The sequence below is a fragment of the Bacillus sp. 3a genome, from assembly GCF_017161885.1.
GTDB lineage: Bacteria > Bacillota > Bacilli > Bacillales > Bacillaceae > Bacillus > Bacillus safensis.
Map to the genome: position 1 here is coordinate 2,030,806 of NZ_CP067376.1, position 17,436 is coordinate 2,048,241.

Genomic DNA, 17,436 nt, shown 5'->3' on the forward strand with positions numbered 1-17,436 from the left:
GAATCTAGTAACCTTACTATTTGGGAGGAAGACACATGCGGAAAAAGTCTTGGAAGGAGCATCTTCTTCAGCACGTAAAAGATCATCTCTCGATTTATTTATTTGTCTCTGTACTCTTTTTAATGGGTGTGATCTTCGGGGCCATCATTGTCAATAGCATGACATTCAGCCAGAAAGAGGATTTATTCTATTATTTAAATCAATTTTTTGGTCAGCTGACAAATGAGAAAGCAGCAGAATCAAAAGAAATGTTTTTACAAAGCTTCCTGCATCATATGAAATATTTAGGCCTTATGTGGATTCTGGGAATCTCCATCGTTGGTCTGCCGCTTATCTTTCTTATGATCTTTTTAAAAGGAATTGTTGTTGGGTTTACTGTTGGTTTTCTCGTGAATCAAATGGGGCTGAGTGGATTTTTTCTCTCGTTCGTATCGGTGCTTCCGCAAAACATTTTGCTCATTCCAGCCTATTTAGTAATTGGCACTTGTGCGATTGCGTTTTCCATCCGTCTCATTGGACAGCTCTTCATGAAAAAAACCATCAGTCAAGCACCCGTCCAGTGGTTTGGCCGGTATGCATCTGTTCTGCTGATGATTTTAGCGCTTGCTGCACTTTCGTCTTTTTTTGAATCGTACATATCATTCATGCTGATGAAAAAGCTGGCAGGTGTTCTTTTATAATTGTTATTAATTAATAATCAATTTATTTATCAATTTAAAATGATTATAGTTGGCTCTCAGCACATCATTTGATATAATGATCAAGTAATGTGGCGTAGGAGGGAAAGTCAATGGAAAATAGGATTGATCGAATTAAGAAACAGCTTCATTCTTCCAGCTACAAGCTCACGCCACAGCGTGAAGCCACAGTAAGAGTACTGCTTGAGAATGAAGAAGACCATTTAAGTGCAGAAGATGTATACCTCCTCGTAAAAGAGAAGTCTCCTGAAATTGGTCTTGCTACTGTTTATCGGACGTTAGAATTGCTCACTGAACTGAAAGTTGTTGATAAAATTAACTTTGGAGACGGCGTTTCGCGATATGATCTTCGCAAAGAAGGAGCCGCTCACTTCCATCATCATCTTGTCTGCATGGAATGCGGAACAGTCGATGAGATAGAAGAAGATTTATTAGAAGATGTCGAAGAGATTATTGAACGTGACTGGAAATTTAAAATTAAGGATCATAGATTGACATTTCACGGCATTTGCCACCGGTGTCATGATGATGAATCCGGCAAATAATCCGAATTGGAACCTTTTCATTTAAGATGAAGAGGTTTTTTGCATTTTCGTTGTATATTCCTTGTCCCACCTGGCATATGCTGAAGTAATGAGAAGGTGAGAAAGGACTTGAGAATCATGGGAAAATGGCTCAAAACAACAGGTGAAGTGATCAAGGTATTTATCTTGTTCACTGGTTTTACCGTCCTGTTCTATTATGCTATGATATGGATAAATTCAGAATATGAAAGCTACCATCGTTATGATAAACCAGAGGGTGCAGCAATTAAAGTGATGGAAATGGATCAGCCGAATCAAGACAACTGGCAAGATCGATTGATTTATTTTTATCAAAACGGGGAGTAGAAATCATTGAACGATCAATTATCCGACTTTATTCATTTTATGACCGTAGAGAGAGGACTCTCTGAAAATACCATTGTTTCTTATAAAAGAGATTTACAGAACTACTTGTCTTTTTTAATGACACATGAACAGCTGACGGATATCAATGATGTCACGCGCCTGCATATCATTCATTATTTAAAGCAGCTAAAAGAGGAAGGGAAATCGAGCAAAACATCTGTACGGCATCTATCATCGATCCGTTCCTTTCATCAATTTCTGCTTCGGGAAAAAGTGACAACGGATGACCCGTCCTGGAATATTGAAACGCAAAAAACAGAGCGGACTTTACCGAAAGTTTTATCATTAGGGGAGGTCGAAAAGCTGCTTGATACACCAAATCAGCACACTCCCTTTGACTACCGAGACAAAGCGATGCTTGAGCTCTTATATGCAACAGGCATTCGCGTCAGTGAAATGCTGGATCTGACCCTTGCCGATGTACACCTCACAATGGGCTTTGTCCGCTGTTTTGGAAAAGGAAGAAAAGAGCGTATTGTGCCAATCGGTGAAGCTGCTGCAAGCGCGATTGAAGAATATCTTGAAAAGGGAAGAAGCAAGCTGTTAAAAAAACAGCCGTCCGATGCCCTATTTCTCAATCATCACGGGAAAAAAATGTCGCGCCAGGGCTTCTGGAAGAACTTAAAAAAACGAGCCATCGAAGCAGGGATTCAAAAGGAACTGACGCCTCATACGCTCAGACATTCATTTGCTACACACCTGCTTGAAAACGGTGCGGACTTAAGAGCCGTACAAGAGATGCTCGGACATGCCGATATCTCAACAACACAAATTTACACACATGTGACGAAAACAAGACTGAAAGATGTGTATCACAAATTCCATCCAAGGGCATAAGTAAAGCATGACACAGTGAACGGGTGTCATGCTTTTTCATGTTTACACCGTTTATGGTTGTCAACTGGCTTGTAAACGGTTTATACTTGAGATGTCTGACCTCTCACTGTTTGTAAGGTCAAAAGACAAGAATATTGAAGGAGGCGCTTTTTAATGCCTGATTATCAGTATAAACGTATTTTCCTCGTCGTCATGGATTCAGTAGGAATTGGGGAAGCACCAGATGCTGCTGATTTTAATGATGTAGGTGCAGATACACTTGGACATATTGCTGAAAAAATGAACGGGCTTCATATGCCGAATATGGCGAAGCTTGGGCTGAGTCATATTAAAGAAATCAAAGGAATTCCAGCGGATGAAAAACCGCTTGCGTATTATGGAAAAATGCAAGAAGCATCAAATGGTAAAGACACAATGACAGGACACTGGGAAATCATGGGTCTTTACATAGACACACCGTTCAAAGTCTTTCCAGACGGATTCCCAGATGAACTATTAAATGAACTAAAAGAAAAAACAGGCCGAGGTATTATTGGAAATAAACCTGCGTCTGGTACGGAAATTTTAGATGAGCTTGGCGAAGAGCACATGAAAACAGGTGATTTTATCGTTTATACATCTGCGGATTCTGTGCTGCAAATTGCTGCGCACGAAGAAGTTGTGCCATTAGATGAGCTTTACCGTATTTGTGAAATTGCCCGTGAACTTACATTAGATGAAAAATATATGGTTGGACGGATTATCGCTCGTCCGTTTGTCGGAGAGCCTGGCGCATTTGTTAGAACGCCAAACCGTCATGACTATGCGTTAAAACCATTTGACCGTACAGTCATGAATGAACTGAAAGATGATGGACTCGATGTCATTGCGATCGGAAAAATCTCTGATATTTATGACGGCGAGGGGATCACATCATCTCTTAGAACAAAATCAAACATGGATGGAATGGACAAGCTGGTCGATACACTTAAAACAGACTTTACAGGACTCAGCTTTTTAAACCTTGTTGATTTTGACGCTCTTTACGGACATAGAAGAGATCCAGAGGGTTATGGAAAAGCACTAGAGGAATTTGACGCACGTCTTCCTGAAGTGTTTGACCTGTTGAAAGAGGATGATCTTCTTGTGATCACAGCAGATCATGGAAATGACCCTGTTCATCACGGAACAGATCATACAAGAGAATATGTTCCGCTCATTGCTTACAGCAAAAAGCATCAGGAAGCAAATGAACTGCCAACAGCAAAAACGTTTGCTGATCTTGGGGCAACCGTTGCAGATAATTTCAAGATAGCGATGCCAAAATACGGAACAAGCTTTTTATCTAAACTCAAATAGGGGGAAATCTCGTGGGAGCACAGTTTTCAGAAGCGGCGGCATACATTAAACAAGCATCGACATATGTACCAACAGTTGGATTGATTTTAGGATCAGGGCTTGGCATTTTAGCAGATGAGATTGAAAATCCAATCAAAATAAAATATGAAGATATTCCTGGATTCCCTGTTTCAACAGTAGAGGGACATGCAGGGCAGCTCGTGATCGGAACGCTGAAAGGCACTGTCGTTTGCGCGATGCAAGGACGTTTTCATTTCTATGAAGGATATGATATGAAGCAAGTGACGTTTCCTGTCCGTGTGATGAAAGAAATTGGCATTGACACATGCATTGTCACAAATGCAGCCGGCGGAGTGAATACGTCATTCCGTCCAGGAGATCTCATGCTAATCACAGATCATATCAATATGATGGGGACCAATCCATTAATTGGCCCAAATGACAGTCAAGGCGTTCGTTTCCCTGATATGTCTGCACCGTACGATAAAGAATTGCTGGCACTTGCAGAAGAAACAGCCCAGCGTTTAGGCATATCTGTACAGCAAGGGGTTTATGCAGGGATGACAGGCCCTTCATATGAAACACCTGCTGAAGTTCGTTTCTTAAGAACACTTGGAGCAGATGCTGTTGGCATGTCGACTGTTCCAGAAGTTATTGTTGCGCGTCATGCAGGAATGAAAGTGCTTGGTATTTCATGCATTTCCAATGCGGCATCTGGTATTTTGGATCAGCCGCTGTCTCATGATGAAGTGATCGAAGTAACGGAAAAAGTGAAAGCAAGTTTTCTTGATTTAGTAAAAGATATTGTCAAACAACTTTCATAGCATGTGTCCAGAAGCCTTCTGCTACCCAAGCAGAAGGCTTTTTTATTTGTAATCATACGATCTCTGAATAAAACAGCCTGTATGAGGAAAAAATAGAAAGGATTACGATAATGGAGGTCTGCCACTTGAAACGTCATATATGTGCATTGTTTATTTTAATGATCCTTATCTCAATGGTTTCACCATCAGCGATAGCAAAAGAAAAGATTGAAAAACCAGGAGAAAAACAAACATCAGAATTGGCACACGAAGCCAAATCAGCGATCTTAATAGAACGAGACACGGGAAAGGTGCTTTACAACAAAAACAGCGATGAAAAGCTTGCACCCGCAAGTATGACCAAAATCATGACGATGCTTCTCATCATGGAAGCCATTGATCAGGGTAAACTGAAAATGACAGACAAGGTCAGAACGAGCGACTATGCAGCGTCCATGGGAGGGTCACAAATCTTCCTTGAACCAGGAGAAGAAATGACCGTGAAAGAAATGCTGAAAGGCATTGCGATTGCTTCAGGAAATGATGCTTCAGTTGCCATGGCAGAGCATATTGCAGGATCTGAAGAACAGTTCGTAGAGCAGATGAACAAAAGAGCGAAAGAGCTTGGCCTCACCTCAACAGTCTTTCAAAACCCAACAGGACTTCCTGAAAAAGACCATTACAGCACAGCTCACGATATGGCAATAATGGCAAAAGAGCTGTTGAAATACGAACAAATCACCAAATTCACAGGTGTCTACGAAGACTATCTCCGGCAAAACACAGATAAAAAATTCTGGCTTGTCAACACAAACCGTCTGATTAAATTTTATCCAGGTGTCGATGGGGTGAAAACAGGTTTTACAGGTGAAGCGAAATACTGTTTAACTGCATCTGCTAAAAAAGGTAACATGCGCGTCATTGCGGTTGTCTTCGGCGCAAGCACTCCGAAAGACAGAAACGCTCAGGTAGTCAAAATGTTAGATTACGCATTTAGTCAATATACGACTCATCCGCTTTACAAAAGAGGGCAAGATGTGGCGGAGGTCAAAGTGAGCAAAGGGAAAAAGAAAAACATTCAGCTCGTTACTTCTGAACCGATCTCCCTTTTAACGAAAAAAGGCGAAAATGTGGATCAGATCAAAAAAGAAATCAAATTGTCTCATGATGTCAAGGCTCCATTTTCAAAAGGAACGGAACTTGGTACGATCGTCTTGAAAAAAGATGGAAAAGTGCTGCATGAAAGTCCTGTAGAAGCAAAAGAAGGAATGGAAAAGGCAAGCGTTTGGACTTTCTTCAAACGGGCGATGGCTGATTTTGTAAAATGGAAATAAAAGGCGAAAGGCTGCTGTAATTGGCAGTCTTTTTGCTATGAGGAAAAAGAAAAGAACATCTAAATGTGACGAATGGTCACTAGTTTTGTCATGGTGAAGGATTTACTTCATACAAAAGAGAAACATTCATTATCCGAAATTAGAGCAAGGAGGAATAAAAAATGAGCCTTGGTATTGATTTTCAAGTAAAAGAGAGCGTACTTTGCATTCGGTTAACAGGAGAGCTCGATCATCACTCCGCAGAAACATTGAGACAAAAGGTGACGAATTATTTGGAAACAGAGGACATTCGCCACATTGTGCTGAATCTGGCTGATTTATCGTTTATGGACAGCTCTGGACTCGGAGTGATTTTAGGAAGATATAAAGAAATTAAGCAGCTTGGCGGGGAAATGGTCGTCTGTGCCATCTCGCCAGCAGTGAACCGGTTATTTGATATGTCTGGCTTGTTTAAAATTATTCGGATGGAGCCTTCTGAGCAAACGGCTTTGCAAACATTGGGGGTGGCATCATGAGAAATGAAATGAACCTGACTTTTTCGGCATTAAGCCAAAATGAATCGTTTGCGAGGGTGACAGTCGCGGCGTTTATCGCTCAGCTTGATCCGACTTTAGATGAATTAACAGAAATCAAGACCGTCGTATCTGAGGCAGTGACAAACTCCATCATCCATGGCTATGATGGGAATCCAGATGGCAAGGTGCACATCCATGTCACATTAGATGATCATGTCGTTTACCTCACCATCCGTGACGAAGGGATGGGTATTACAGATCTTGAGGAAGCAAGACAGCCGCTTTTCACCACAAAACCAGACTTAGAGCGCTCTGGAATGGGCTTTACCATCATGGAGAATTTTATGGATGATGTCATGGTGGACTCATCTCCAGAAATGGGCACGACCATCCGTTTAACAAAGCATCTATCAAAAAGCAAAGCGCTTTGTAATTAAAGGAGCTGCTCATATGGATGTGGAGGTAAAAAAGCAAGCTAAAAAAGCCCAGCTGTCAAATGATGAAGTCAAAGAGCTCATCAAAAAAAGCCAAGACGGTGATCAGCAAGCAAGAGACCTCCTCGTAGAAAAAAACATGCGTCTTGTTTGGTCCGTTGTTCAGCGCTTTTTAAATAGGGGATATGAACCAGATGATCTATTTCAGATTGGCTGTATTGGACTGCTGAAATCTGTTGATAAATTTGATTTGTCATATGATGTAAAATTTTCAACGTACGCCGTCCCCATGATCATTGGAGAAATTCAGCGATTCATTCGGGATGATGGAACGGTCAAAGTCAGCCGGTCATTAAAGGAACTCGGAAATAAAATTCGGCGGGCAAGGGATGAATTGTCTAAGTCTCATGGAAGAATGCCGACTGTTCAGGAAATTGCCGAATATCTTGATATCACACCAGAGGATGTCGTCCTCGCACAAGAAGCGGTGCGCTCCCCTTCATCCATTCATGAAACGGTGTATGAAAATGATGGGGATCCGATTACATTGCTTGATCAAATTGCCGATCATTCTGAGGAAAGATGGTTTGACAAAATCGCACTGAAAGAAGCGATCAAGGAATTAGAAGAACGGGAAAAACTCATTGTGTATTTAAGGTATTATAAAGACCAGACACAATCTGAGGTTGCAGAGAGACTTGGCATTTCACAAGTACAAGTCTCACGGCTTGAAAAGAAAATTTTAAAACAAATCCAAATGCAAATGGATCAAAAAGACAGCTAGCCAATTCGGCTGGCTTTTTTTGTGTGGTAATTACCGGTAAATCAAGTTCTATCAGTATGAGAACCATTTTTCACCACATACTATTTTTAACCCATCGTATAGGAAGTGACTTGGATGGACGGACAAATCTTTATTCGGCTGCGCCATCGAATCAAGACCGGTATTGATCAGCTCATTTATTTAGAGGATATCGCCCAAATCACTGGTGATGAGTTTGCTGTGCAAAAGCTTAGTAAAATGCCGGTGTATCATGTCAGCAAAAAGGATCGTCACATCGCCGTTCTTGATATCATGCATGTCGTCAAAACGATCAAAAAAACGTGGCCAGATATCGACATTCAAACCGTTGGCGGCTCTGAGGCCATTGTTGAAATTGATACAGGCAAACGCCAGCTTTCTCCCGTTTTATTTGTGTTTGTATGGCTCCTATTATTTGTTGGAGCGGCGCTTGCCATTATGAATTTCCACGAGGATGTCAGTATGCGGCTCGTTCATATCCGCCTATATGAAATGATCACAGGGAAAACGGTTGAGCATCCGTATTTATTACAAATTCCATATAGCTTTGGACTCGGTTTTGGCATGATTTTGTTTTTCAATCATGTATTTAAAAAGCGTTTAAATGAAGAACCAAGTCCGCTCGAAGTGGAAATGTTTAAATATCAGCTCGATCTCGATCATTATGTCGCACTCAATGAAAATAAAGAAACATTGAAGGATATCCATGATCGGTAAGTGGCTTTTTGTCGTACTCGTTGGACTTGGCGGCGGTTTAACGGTCGGAGCAGGATTTGTGGCTTTTCTTACAGTGCTTGGCATCATTCCCCGCTTAATGCAATTAACCAAAACGCAGCGCTTCATACAAGGATACGAGGCGGCTGTTATTAGCGGGGCGGTAGTTGGCGGCTGGGCCACCTTAAGTCAAATACATCTTCATTTAACCAAATGGCTGGCGATGCCGGTCGGTCTTTTATCAGGCATCTTCGTCGGCATGCTTGCAGCTGCACTCACTGAAGTATTAAATGTACTTCCTATATTAACGAAAAGAATTGGAATGGACGGGAAAATTGTTTTGCTGCTCATGGCCATCGTCTTAGGAAAGGTATTTGGATCACTATTTCATTGGCTTATTTATATTTAATCAATTGGAGGGAACAACACGTGTCGAGTTTAAAAGAGAACTATCCATCTAAGGTGAAAACATATCAGCCCAAACCTCCTTATGTCCTCAACTGCATTAAGGCGTTTTTAGTTGGCGGTTTAATCTGTCTGATAGGTGAGGGGCTGCAACATTTCTATATCCATTTTTTTGATTTTAACGAAAAGACAGCAGGGAACCCGACAGTGGCGACCCTCATTTTAATTTCTTCTCTATTAACGGGTATCGGTATTTACGATAGAATCGGCCAGTTTGCTGGAGCCGGATCAGCTGTCCCGGTGACAGGCTTTGCTAACAGTATGACAAGTGCTGCCCTTGAGCATAAAAGTGAAGGGCTTGTTTTAGGTGTTGCCACAAATATGTTTAAACTCGCTGGGAACGTTATTGTATTTGGTGTCGTTTCGGCATATGTCGTAGGGATCATTCGATACGTCTTGGAAAAGATGTTTTCGTAGGAGGAATGAAAGGTGAAACTAACAGGTAAACAATCTTGGGTATTTGAACACAAGCTTTATGTCAATGCAGAAGGAACTGCTGCAGGACCAAAAGAAAAAGAAGGCCCGATTGGTCATTTAATTGATAAAACGTACGATGAAATGCACTGTGATCAAAAGAACTGGGAAATGGCTGAAAGGAAGCTCATGGATGATGCGATATCAACCGCTTTATCAAAAGCAAATTTGCAAAAAAGCGATATTGATCTTTTGCTGGCTGGAGATTTACTCAACCAGAACGTCACAGCAAACTATGTGGCAAGAGAGCTGAAGATCCCGTTTCTCTGCTTGTTTGGGGCATGCTCGACTTCAATGGAATCGGTCGCCATTGCGTCAGCACTCATTGATGGCGGCTTTGCAAATAGAGCCATCGCAGCAACAAGCAGTCACAATGCGACGGCAGAACGCCAATTTCGTAATCCGACAGAATACGGGGGACAAAAGCCAGATACAGCAACAAGTACAGTAACTGGTGGCGGAGCCGTTATTATCAGCCAAGAACCCTCTCAAATTCAAATTACGAGCGCAACGGTAGGCAGGGTCATGGATCTTGGCATTACAGATCCATTTGATATGGGATCGGCCATGGCACCAGCAGCGGCAGACACCATCAAGCAGCATTTAGAAGACTTAGGCAGAACAGTAGATGATTACGATTTGATTCTAACTGGAGATTTATCAGGCATTGGTTCACCGATCTTAAAGGATCTCTTGAAAGAAGAAGGCATTCAGCTTGGGCGAAAGCACGATGATTGCGGTTTAATCATCTATACACCCGACCAAAACGTATTCGCTGGAGGCAGCGGCTGTGCTTGTTCAGCGGTTGTGACATTTAGTCATATTTTTCAAGAAATGAAAGCAGGGAATATGCAAAGAGTACTCGTTGTGGCAACCGGGGCGTTACTCAGCCCAATGATGGTTCAGCAAAAAGAGACCATTCCAACCATTGCGCACGGTGTCGTATTTGAACGTGCAGGAGGAGAGAGCTAATGGATTATCTTATCGCTTTTGTGGCAGGCGGACTTATTTGCGTCATTGGCCAGCTTTTGCTAGATGTACTCAAACTCACGCCTGCACATGTCATGACTACTTTTGTTGTGGCAGGTACTATTTTAGACGGATTCGGTATTTATGATAAATTTATTGAATTTGCAGGTGCGGGCGCAACCGTACCAATCGTCAGCTTTGGTCATAGCTTGCTTCATGGGGCCATGCATCAGGCAGACGTGCACGGATTCATTGGCATCGGTATCGGTATTTTTGAATTAACCTCTGCTGGAATATCAGCTGCGATTTTATTCTCATTTATTGTCGCACTTATCTTTAAACCGAAAGGATAACCGAATATGGGGCAAAGACGGAAAGTCATTTTAGTGACAGACGGAGATATATATGCTGCCAAAACCATTGAGCTTGCCGCTAAAAACGTCGGCGGACGATGTATTTCCAGCTCAAAAGGAAATCCAAGCAAACGGACAGGACCTGAACTTGTTCAGATGATTTTAAAAACGCCGTATGATCCAGTCTTTGTGATGTTTGATGATTCTGGTTTGACAGGTGAAGGAACAGGGGAGACGGCGATGAAACATGTGGCGCGCCACCCTGAAATCGAAGTCATTGGAGCGATTGCAGTTGCATCCAAAACGCACCAAGCCGAATGGACAAAGGTCCATGTCTCCATTGACAGGGAAGGTGAACTGACAGAATACGGTGTCGACAAACACGGTCTTCCCGAAATGGAGCCCCATAAAATGAGCGGTGATACAGTGTATTGTCTTGACTCCCTCAATCTTCCATTAGTTGTCGGTATTGGAGATATTGGCAAGATGGGACGGAAAGATGATCTGAGCAAGGGATCTCCAATCACGATGAAAGCAGTGGAATTAATATTAGAAAGGAGTGGTTTCCATGAAGAAAGACAAGGTAAACGTGTACCGAGACCCGAAGAAAAATGAAGATTACTTCAAGGAAAATGTCGGAATGGGTCTCAGCTTTGACCTTGGTGTTCGGAAAATTTATATACACGATCAGGAAATCCAGCTTTACTATGTAAACGGATTGTGTGATACACAGTATATTATCTACTTATTAAAAGAGCTAATCGAAATCAATGACAACGAACCTGAATCCGATGATCTTGCACATGTAGTCGAGAACCGCCTCGTCAATCAGCAGGTCTCCAAGGTAGAAACGTTGGATGAAGCAGTGGATCAAGTACTGTCTGGGCTTGTAGCAGTCGTTGTAGAAGGTGAAAACTACGCCTTTATCATTGATGTTAGAAGCTATCCTGGCAGAATGCCTGAGGAGCCGGATACAGAAAAGGTGGTCAGGGGAGCAAGGGACGGATTTGTTGAGAACATTATTGTGAATACAGCACTTATTCGAAGAAGAGTGCGGGATGAAAAGCTGAGATACAAAATGCTCAAAGTAGGCGAACGTTCAAAAGCGGATGTTTGTGTTTGCTATATTGAAGATATTGCAGACCCTGACTTAGTAGATATTATAGAAAAAGAAGTATCAGGAATCAAAGTCGATGGGCTGACGATGTCTGATAAAACGATTGAAGAATTTATAATTAAGCAAGGATATAATCCCTTTCCGCTAGTGCGTTACACCGAGCGTCCGGATGTCGCTGCTAACCACATATTAGAAGGGCATGTCATCATCATTACGGATACATCCCCTAGTGTCATCATTACACCAACCACTATTTTTCACCACGTTCAGCATGCAGAAGAATACCGCCAGGCGCCTGCCGTTGGTACGTTCCTAAGATGGGTACGCTTTTTAGGCATTTTATGTTCTACCTTTCTTTTGCCGATTTGGTTTCTTTTTATTCTCGAACCAAATCTCCTGCCTGACAATTTAAGCTATATTGGGTTTAACAAACCTTCTCATATCCCTGTCATTCTCCAAGTATTTCTTGCTGATTTCGGGGTGGAGTTTTTAAGGATGGCAGCCATTCATACGCCAACCGCATTGTCGACCGCCATGGGGTTGATAGCAGCTGTTTTAATTGGACAAATCGCTATTGATGTCGGTTTATTTACACCAGAGGTCATCTTATACGTCTCGCTGGCAGCGATCGGTACCTTTACAACGCCAAGCTATGAGCTGAGTGTCGCCAATAAAATTGTAAGACTCATCATCCTAGCACTAGTGGCGATCTTTAAGCTGAATGGACTCATCATTGGTTTTACGTTGTTAATCATTTATTTAACATCCATTCGTTCATTACAGACGCCTTATATGTGGCCGTTCATTCCTTTCAATGGAAAGGCTTTGTGGCAAGTGCTGATTCGGACGTCTGTTCCTGGCTCAAAAGTAAGGCCGAGCATCGTTCACCCTCAAAACAGATCAAAAATTCCGCCAAATTCTTAACGCTCATTGAAAGTGGCTGAAGATTGTGATATTGTATTTTTAACTTTGAGACACGGCAAAAGGCAGCTCACGCAGCTGCCTTTTTTCAGCCGAAGTGGAGAAAGAGGGAATGACATTGTATTTACACGGCACTTGCAGACAAAATGAACTCGGTCATTTAGAAATTGGTGGTGTTGATGCTGTTTCTTTAGCTGAAACGTATGGGACACCACTTTATGTATATGATGTGGCTTTAATACGGGAGCGCGCAAAAAGCTTTCAAAAAGCATTTATAGAAGAAGAATTAACGGCACAGGTAGCATATGCGAGTAAAGCATTTTCCTCCATCGCCATGTTTCAGCTTGCCAAAGAAGAAGGATTATCTCTTGATGTCGTATCAGGCGGTGAGCTTCACACAGCCATTTGCGCTGGATTCCCAGTAGAAAAAATTCATTTCCATGGCAATAATAAAAGCAGAGAAGAATTAAAAATGGCTTTAGAGCATGGGATCGGCTGTATTGTTGTGGATAATTTCTATGAAATGAAGCTCATTGAACAGCTTGGTCAAGAGCTGTCAAAAAAAGTGAAAGTATTGCTCCGCATCACGCCTGGTGTCGAAGCGCATACGCATGATTACATTACGACAGGTCAAGAGGATTCAAAATTTGGCTTTGATCTTCACAATGGACAAGCAGATGAAGCGGTGAAACAAGTGCTTGGGTCAGAAGTGATCGAGCTTTTAGGTGTTCATTGTCATATCGGTTCACAAATTTTTGATACGGCTGGTTTTGTCCTTGCAGCCGATAAAATCTTTTTGAAGCTGGATGAATGGAGAGAATCATTTGGTTTTATTTCTACGGTATTAAACTTAGGCGGCGGCTTTGGGATTCGTTATACAGAAGAGGATGAACCACTTCCTGCGACAGAATATGTCGAAAAAATTATCCAAGCTGTGAAAGAGAACGTGGCCCGCTACCAGTTCGATATGCCAGAGATTTGGATAGAACCAGGCCGTTCTCTTGTTGGAGATGCAGGGACGACTCTTTATACGATCGGATCATCAAAACATGTACCTGGCATCCGTGATTATGTAGCGATAGATGGCGGAATGAGTGATAACATTCGTCCAGCTTTATATCAAGCGAAATATGAAGCCGCAAGTGCCAACAAAATGAGCCAAACGCATGATCAAACGGTTTCAATTGCCGGGAAATGCTGTGAAAGCGGAGATATGCTCATTTGGGATATCGATCTGCCAGAATTATCACAAGGGGATTTATTAGCTGTCTTTTGTACCGGAGCTTACGGCTATAGTATGTCAAACAACTATAACCGTATCCCGCGCCCAGCTGTTGTGTTTGTAGAAGACGGGGAAGCGCAGCTTGTGGTTGAGCGTGAAACATATGAGGACATTGTGAAACTTGATTTACCGTATCAATCAAAAGTGAAATCATCTACTTAAAAAAAGCCGCCTGGAGTTCAGGCAGCTTTTTTTCATGAATTATTTTCCTCCAGTGAATACAGAAACGATCGCATTCCAAATGGAGACAAAGAAATCCCAAATCTTTTGAAGAAGGTTTTTCCCTTCATCCGATTCTATGAATTTAGTAATCTTGTCTTTTGCTTTATCAATTTGAGATCCTACTTGATTCCAATCGATATTGATGTTTTTCATTTTATCAAATAGCGAGACAAGCTGATCTTTTTGATCCTGCGTCAGATTTAAGTTCAAATCAGAAGCAGCCTGATCCACTTTTTCTTCTACTTCTTTTGTGGTTTTAGGGACACCGTTTTTTGCAATGTCATCTTTGATTTTTGCAATAAGGGCAGAAGCGTTATCTTTCCCGATAGAGTCACCCAATTTAGAAGTTGTCACAAGCTCTTCGTTTGCCACCTGCTTCACATCTTCTGGAATGGCTTTGTCGCTTGACACCTCATACGCTTTTAGTAAGCCCGTCAGAGCGGCTGTACCAGATACTTCAAATGGAGCAGTCACGACAACCTTGGCATCCTTGACACCTGCTGTCATTAAAGCATTTAAATACATCTCATCTGTAATGGTCTTGATGTTGTGTGTATCCACAGTGAGACCAGTACCTGATTTTTCAATAGTGATCGATGAAGATGATAATGCTCTCGTCCCGATAGAAGAACGAGGGATATACTTTCCTAAATATTCGTGCTCTTCTTTATTGGTTACTTCAATTTTTGTCGCATTTTCAGGTGGATTCAACTCGTCAAGCACCTTCTGGCGATCAGCCGGTGTTAAGTCTTGCCCGAGTGTGACGATGACATCGCCGACAGCTGCATCCGCTAAGCTGACTTTTGGCGCACCAATAAGGAAAAGGAGCGCTGCCATCATACCAAGCATCATTTTTTTAAACATGTTGACCTCCTTCAAGTCGAAAGCGTTCCTCTTTCAAGAGAAACTTTAGCTTTTGAGTACACGTAAAGTAGTGCACTCCATCATATAGACGTAACAAATCGGCTTGACGTTTCAATTTTCTTTTTAAGATGTGTTTCTGTTCCGATAAATGAAGACATGTCATTTAGTCAAATATCATTTTATTAGGAAAAAAGAATCAAGCAACCCTATTTTATCAATCATCAGCTAAGAGGTAAATGACAATCGAAGAGCAGGGGATGTTTAACATCACCGAAAATGTGCTATAATGAGCGTTGTTTAACTTGAAAGGAGAATGTGAAAAATGGCGAAAAAAGGATACATACAATTAACGAATGGAAAGAAAATTGAGTTTGAACTTTACCCAGAGGCTGCTCCAGGTACAGTAGCAAACTTTGAAAAATTAGCGAATGAAGGCTTCTACGATGGATTAAAATTCCACCGCGTGATCCCAGGCTTCGTCAGCCAAGGCGGCGACCCAAACGGTAATGGAACGGGTGGTCCTGGTTACACAATTAAATGTGAAACAGAAGGAAATCCACATCAGCACGAAAGAGGTTCATTATCAATGGCACATGCTGGTAAAGACACAGGCGGCAGCCAATTCTTTATCGTACATGACCCGCAGCCGCACTTAAACGGTGTTCACACGGTTTTTGGCAAGGTAACATCTGGTATCGAGGCTGTACTTGATATGGAGCAAGGGCAAGGCATGGAAAAAGTTGAAGTTGTAGATGCTTAATCTAAAACACCGCTTAATCGCGGTGTTTCAGCGTGTAGACAAACCCTTGCATTCGGTGTCAGGTCTGCGCTCCGGTACTCACGAATGTTAAATTCGCTCCGTTCCAGTGCTCGCCCTTCCTAGACTTCAAAGGTTTTCAAACACGCTGAAAAGAAGACAAAGGGCTAAAATCAAGTTCATTTTAGCCCTTTGTCAACAATAAAAGACACCGCTTAATCGCGGTGTTTTTTTATTTTGTTTGTGAGACGACTGTGATTTGTTTCGTTAGGCGGTAGGTGATGAACCAATACAAAATGGCTAAAGCGCTGATAGAGGCACCAAAGAGACATACTCCGCCCCAGCCATAGGTCGCGTATATACTGGTTGAAACAATTGAACCGGTCGCACTGCCGATGGAGTAAAAAATCATGTAAGCCGCAGTAAGCCGGCTTCTCGCCTCAGCCCGTACTGTAAAAATCATACTCTGGTTGGTCACATGAACTGCCTGCACAGATAGGTCAAGAATGATAATGCCAATGACTAATGCAATAAGTGAATGTTCAGTGAAACTGATGAAAAACCATGAAATGAATAATAGGACAAGGGCTATACCAGTTGTGAACTGTCCAAAACCTCGATCAGCAAGGCTGCCAGCCCGAGCAGCCCCTAACGCTCCGGCTGCTCCAGCAAGACCAAATGCGCCAATTGCAGTATGTGAAAGAGAGTATGGCGGAGTACTGAGAGGCAGTACGAGTGAAGTCCATAACGTACCAAAGACGATAAAAATCAGAAGAGCCAAAATCCCACGGATGCGCAGGATTCGTTCTTGTATGAACAATATAAACATTGAACGAAGCAGATGAACATAGGATAATGACTCTCTTTTGCTGTCATCACGCGGGAGCACTCGGAACAATACGCCAGTTAGGATAAGCATGATGACGGCAGAAACAAGATAAACAGACCTCCAGCCAGCAAAATCGGTTAATACACCAGCAAAGGTTCGAGCGAGAAGAATGCCGGTTACGATTCCACTTTGCACCAAGCCGACTATACGGCCGCGTTCTTCTGGAGCAGCCCAACTTGCTGCAAACGCAACGAGTACCTGAGTGACTACAGCGAGCAGTCCGACCACTGCTAATCCTAGAAATAGGACGGTGACGATAGGAGCGATGCCGACTAGAATGAGGGCAAGCACAGATAAAAGCATCTGACCAATGATGAGCCGGCGTCGATTCAACAGATCACCAAGCGGTACGATCAGTAGCAGCCCCGCCGCATAACAAAGCTGAGTAATCGTAATGACAATACCAATGGATGAATACGTGATACCGAACTCGTCTGCCAGTGAATCTAGTAACGGTTGTGCGAAGTATATGTTTGCCACAGCCATCCCGCACGCTGCTGCAAAAAGTAGTGCCATATAGTGACTCATCTTTGATTCAGGTTTTAATCGAAAATTCATATTAGGATGATCTCTTGTAGTCATTTTATCTTTAACCATTCATTGCATCCTCTCCTTTTTATACTAAAAAGTATAATATACCGATAAGTATAAAATGATTCCTGTTAAGGATAACCAACAAAATGTTTTGAAGTCAAGAG

21 protein-coding genes are annotated in these 17,436 nt (G+C 42.2%); 19 read left to right on the forward strand and 2 right to left on the reverse strand.

The window, feature by feature from the left end:
* Positions 1-35: 35 nt before the first annotated feature.
* The 18 genes from spoIIM to lysA all read left to right on the forward strand — a co-directional run bounded on the left by spoIIM (position 36) and on the right by lysA (position 14,168).
* Positions 36-680: a stage II sporulation protein M gene (gene spoIIM, locus JJ692_RS10315; protein ID WP_024422873.1), complete on the forward strand. Its 645-nt coding sequence runs from the start codon at positions 36-38 to the stop codon at positions 678-680.
* Positions 681-790: 110 nt separating this feature from the next.
* Positions 791-1,243, forward strand: a complete 453-nt coding sequence (gene fur, locus JJ692_RS10320) for a ferric iron uptake transcriptional regulator (RefSeq protein WP_024422872.1) — start codon at positions 791-793, stop codon at positions 1,241-1,243.
* 117 nt (positions 1,244-1,360) lie between these two features.
* Positions 1,361-1,588 (forward strand): YqzK family protein, encoded by a 228-nt coding sequence (locus JJ692_RS10325; RefSeq protein ID WP_024422871.1) that lies wholly within the window; start codon positions 1,361-1,363, stop codon positions 1,586-1,588.
* Between the two features lie 6 nt (positions 1,589-1,594).
* Positions 1,595-2,485 carry a site-specific tyrosine recombinase XerD gene (xerD, locus tag JJ692_RS10330; RefSeq protein ID WP_056767212.1) on the forward strand — a complete coding sequence of 297 codons (891 nt, stop codon included), beginning with the start codon at positions 1,595-1,597 and terminating at the stop codon, positions 2,483-2,485.
* A 153-nt stretch (positions 2,486-2,638) separates the two neighbouring features.
* The gene (gene deoB / locus JJ692_RS10335; protein WP_206533713.1) at positions 2,639-3,823 is read left to right on the forward strand and encodes a phosphopentomutase; all 1,185 of its coding nucleotides are present in this window, start codon (positions 2,639-2,641) and stop codon (positions 3,821-3,823) included.
* Between the two features lie 11 nt (positions 3,824-3,834).
* Complete coding sequence (locus tag JJ692_RS10340) at positions 3,835-4,647, forward strand: purine-nucleoside phosphorylase (RefSeq protein WP_056767204.1); 813 nt, start codon at positions 3,835-3,837, stop codon at positions 4,645-4,647.
* Positions 4,648-4,805: 158 nt separating this feature from the next.
* Positions 4,806-5,960 (forward strand): D-alanyl-D-alanine carboxypeptidase family protein, encoded by a 1,155-nt coding sequence (locus JJ692_RS10345; RefSeq protein WP_370880883.1) that lies wholly within the window; start codon positions 4,806-4,808, stop codon positions 5,958-5,960.
* A 161-nt stretch (positions 5,961-6,121) separates the two neighbouring features.
* On the forward strand, positions 6,122-6,475 hold the full coding sequence (gene spoIIAA, locus JJ692_RS10350) for an anti-sigma F factor antagonist (protein WP_024422866.1): 354 nt from the start codon (positions 6,122-6,124) through the stop codon (positions 6,473-6,475).
* Positions 6,472-6,912, forward strand: a complete 441-nt coding sequence (gene spoIIAB / locus JJ692_RS10355; protein WP_024422865.1) for an anti-sigma F factor — start codon at positions 6,472-6,474, stop codon at positions 6,910-6,912. Before spoIIAA ends, spoIIAB begins: the two co-directional genes overlap by 4 nt.
* Positions 6,913-6,925: 13 nt before the next feature.
* Entirely contained in the window at positions 6,926-7,693 is a 768-nt protein-coding gene (sigF, locus tag JJ692_RS10360; protein ID WP_024422864.1) for an RNA polymerase sporulation sigma factor SigF, read from the forward strand.
* 114 nt (positions 7,694-7,807) lie between these two features.
* A complete protein-coding gene (locus JJ692_RS10365) occupies positions 7,808-8,428 on the forward strand; it encodes a stage V sporulation protein AA (protein WP_024422863.1) in 621 nt (206 codons plus the stop codon).
* Positions 8,418-8,834: a stage V sporulation protein AB gene (locus JJ692_RS10370; RefSeq protein ID WP_024422862.1), complete on the forward strand. Its 417-nt coding sequence runs from the start codon at positions 8,418-8,420 to the stop codon at positions 8,832-8,834. Before JJ692_RS10365 ends, JJ692_RS10370 begins: the two co-directional genes overlap by 11 nt.
* A 20-nt stretch (positions 8,835-8,854) precedes the next feature.
* On the forward strand, positions 8,855-9,307 hold the full coding sequence (gene spoVAC, locus JJ692_RS10375; protein ID WP_024422861.1) for a stage V sporulation protein AC: 453 nt from the start codon (positions 8,855-8,857) through the stop codon (positions 9,305-9,307).
* A 12-nt stretch (positions 9,308-9,319) separates the two neighbouring features.
* Positions 9,320-10,336, forward strand: coding sequence for a stage V sporulation protein AD (spoVAD, locus tag JJ692_RS10380; RefSeq protein WP_185853667.1), 1,017 nt, complete (start codon positions 9,320-9,322; stop codon positions 10,334-10,336).
* Positions 10,336-10,686, forward strand: a complete 351-nt coding sequence (gene spoVAE / locus JJ692_RS10385) for a stage V sporulation protein AE (RefSeq protein WP_024422860.1) — start codon at positions 10,336-10,338, stop codon at positions 10,684-10,686. The genes spoVAD and spoVAE overlap by 1 nt, the downstream gene beginning before the upstream one ends.
* A gap of 6 nt (positions 10,687-10,692) precedes the next feature.
* Positions 10,693-11,301 carry a stage V sporulation protein SpoVABEA gene (gene spoVAEA, locus JJ692_RS10390; RefSeq protein WP_024422859.1) on the forward strand — a complete coding sequence of 203 codons (609 nt, stop codon included), beginning with the start codon at positions 10,693-10,695 and terminating at the stop codon, positions 11,299-11,301.
* Positions 11,255-12,727 carry a spore germination protein gene (locus JJ692_RS10395; RefSeq protein ID WP_029708045.1) on the forward strand — a complete coding sequence of 491 codons (1,473 nt, stop codon included), beginning with the start codon at positions 11,255-11,257 and terminating at the stop codon, positions 12,725-12,727. The genes spoVAEA and JJ692_RS10395 overlap by 47 nt, the downstream gene beginning before the upstream one ends.
* A 115-nt stretch (positions 12,728-12,842) precedes the next feature.
* Positions 12,843-14,168, forward strand: coding sequence for a diaminopimelate decarboxylase (gene lysA, locus JJ692_RS10400; protein WP_024428064.1), 1,326 nt, complete (start codon positions 12,843-12,845; stop codon positions 14,166-14,168).
* Positions 14,169-14,207: 39 nt separating this feature from the next.
* Here lysA and JJ692_RS10405 read toward each other — a convergent pair whose 3' ends face one another.
* Positions 14,208-15,092, reverse strand: a complete 885-nt coding sequence (locus tag JJ692_RS10405; RefSeq protein ID WP_024422856.1) for a DUF1002 domain-containing protein — start codon at positions 15,090-15,092, stop codon at positions 14,208-14,210.
* Between the two features lie 322 nt (positions 15,093-15,414).
* Between JJ692_RS10405 and JJ692_RS10410 the strand changes: the two genes are divergently transcribed.
* Positions 15,415-15,852, forward strand: coding sequence for a peptidylprolyl isomerase (locus tag JJ692_RS10410; RefSeq protein WP_008359679.1), 438 nt, complete (start codon positions 15,415-15,417; stop codon positions 15,850-15,852).
* A gap of 229 nt (positions 15,853-16,081) precedes the next feature.
* Here the strand turns inward: JJ692_RS10410 and JJ692_RS10415 are convergent, their stop codons facing one another.
* On the reverse strand, positions 16,082-17,320 hold the full coding sequence (locus JJ692_RS10415; RefSeq protein WP_481747510.1) for an MFS transporter: 1,239 nt from the start codon (positions 17,318-17,320) through the stop codon (positions 16,082-16,084).
* Positions 17,321-17,436: the final 116 nt, after the last annotated feature.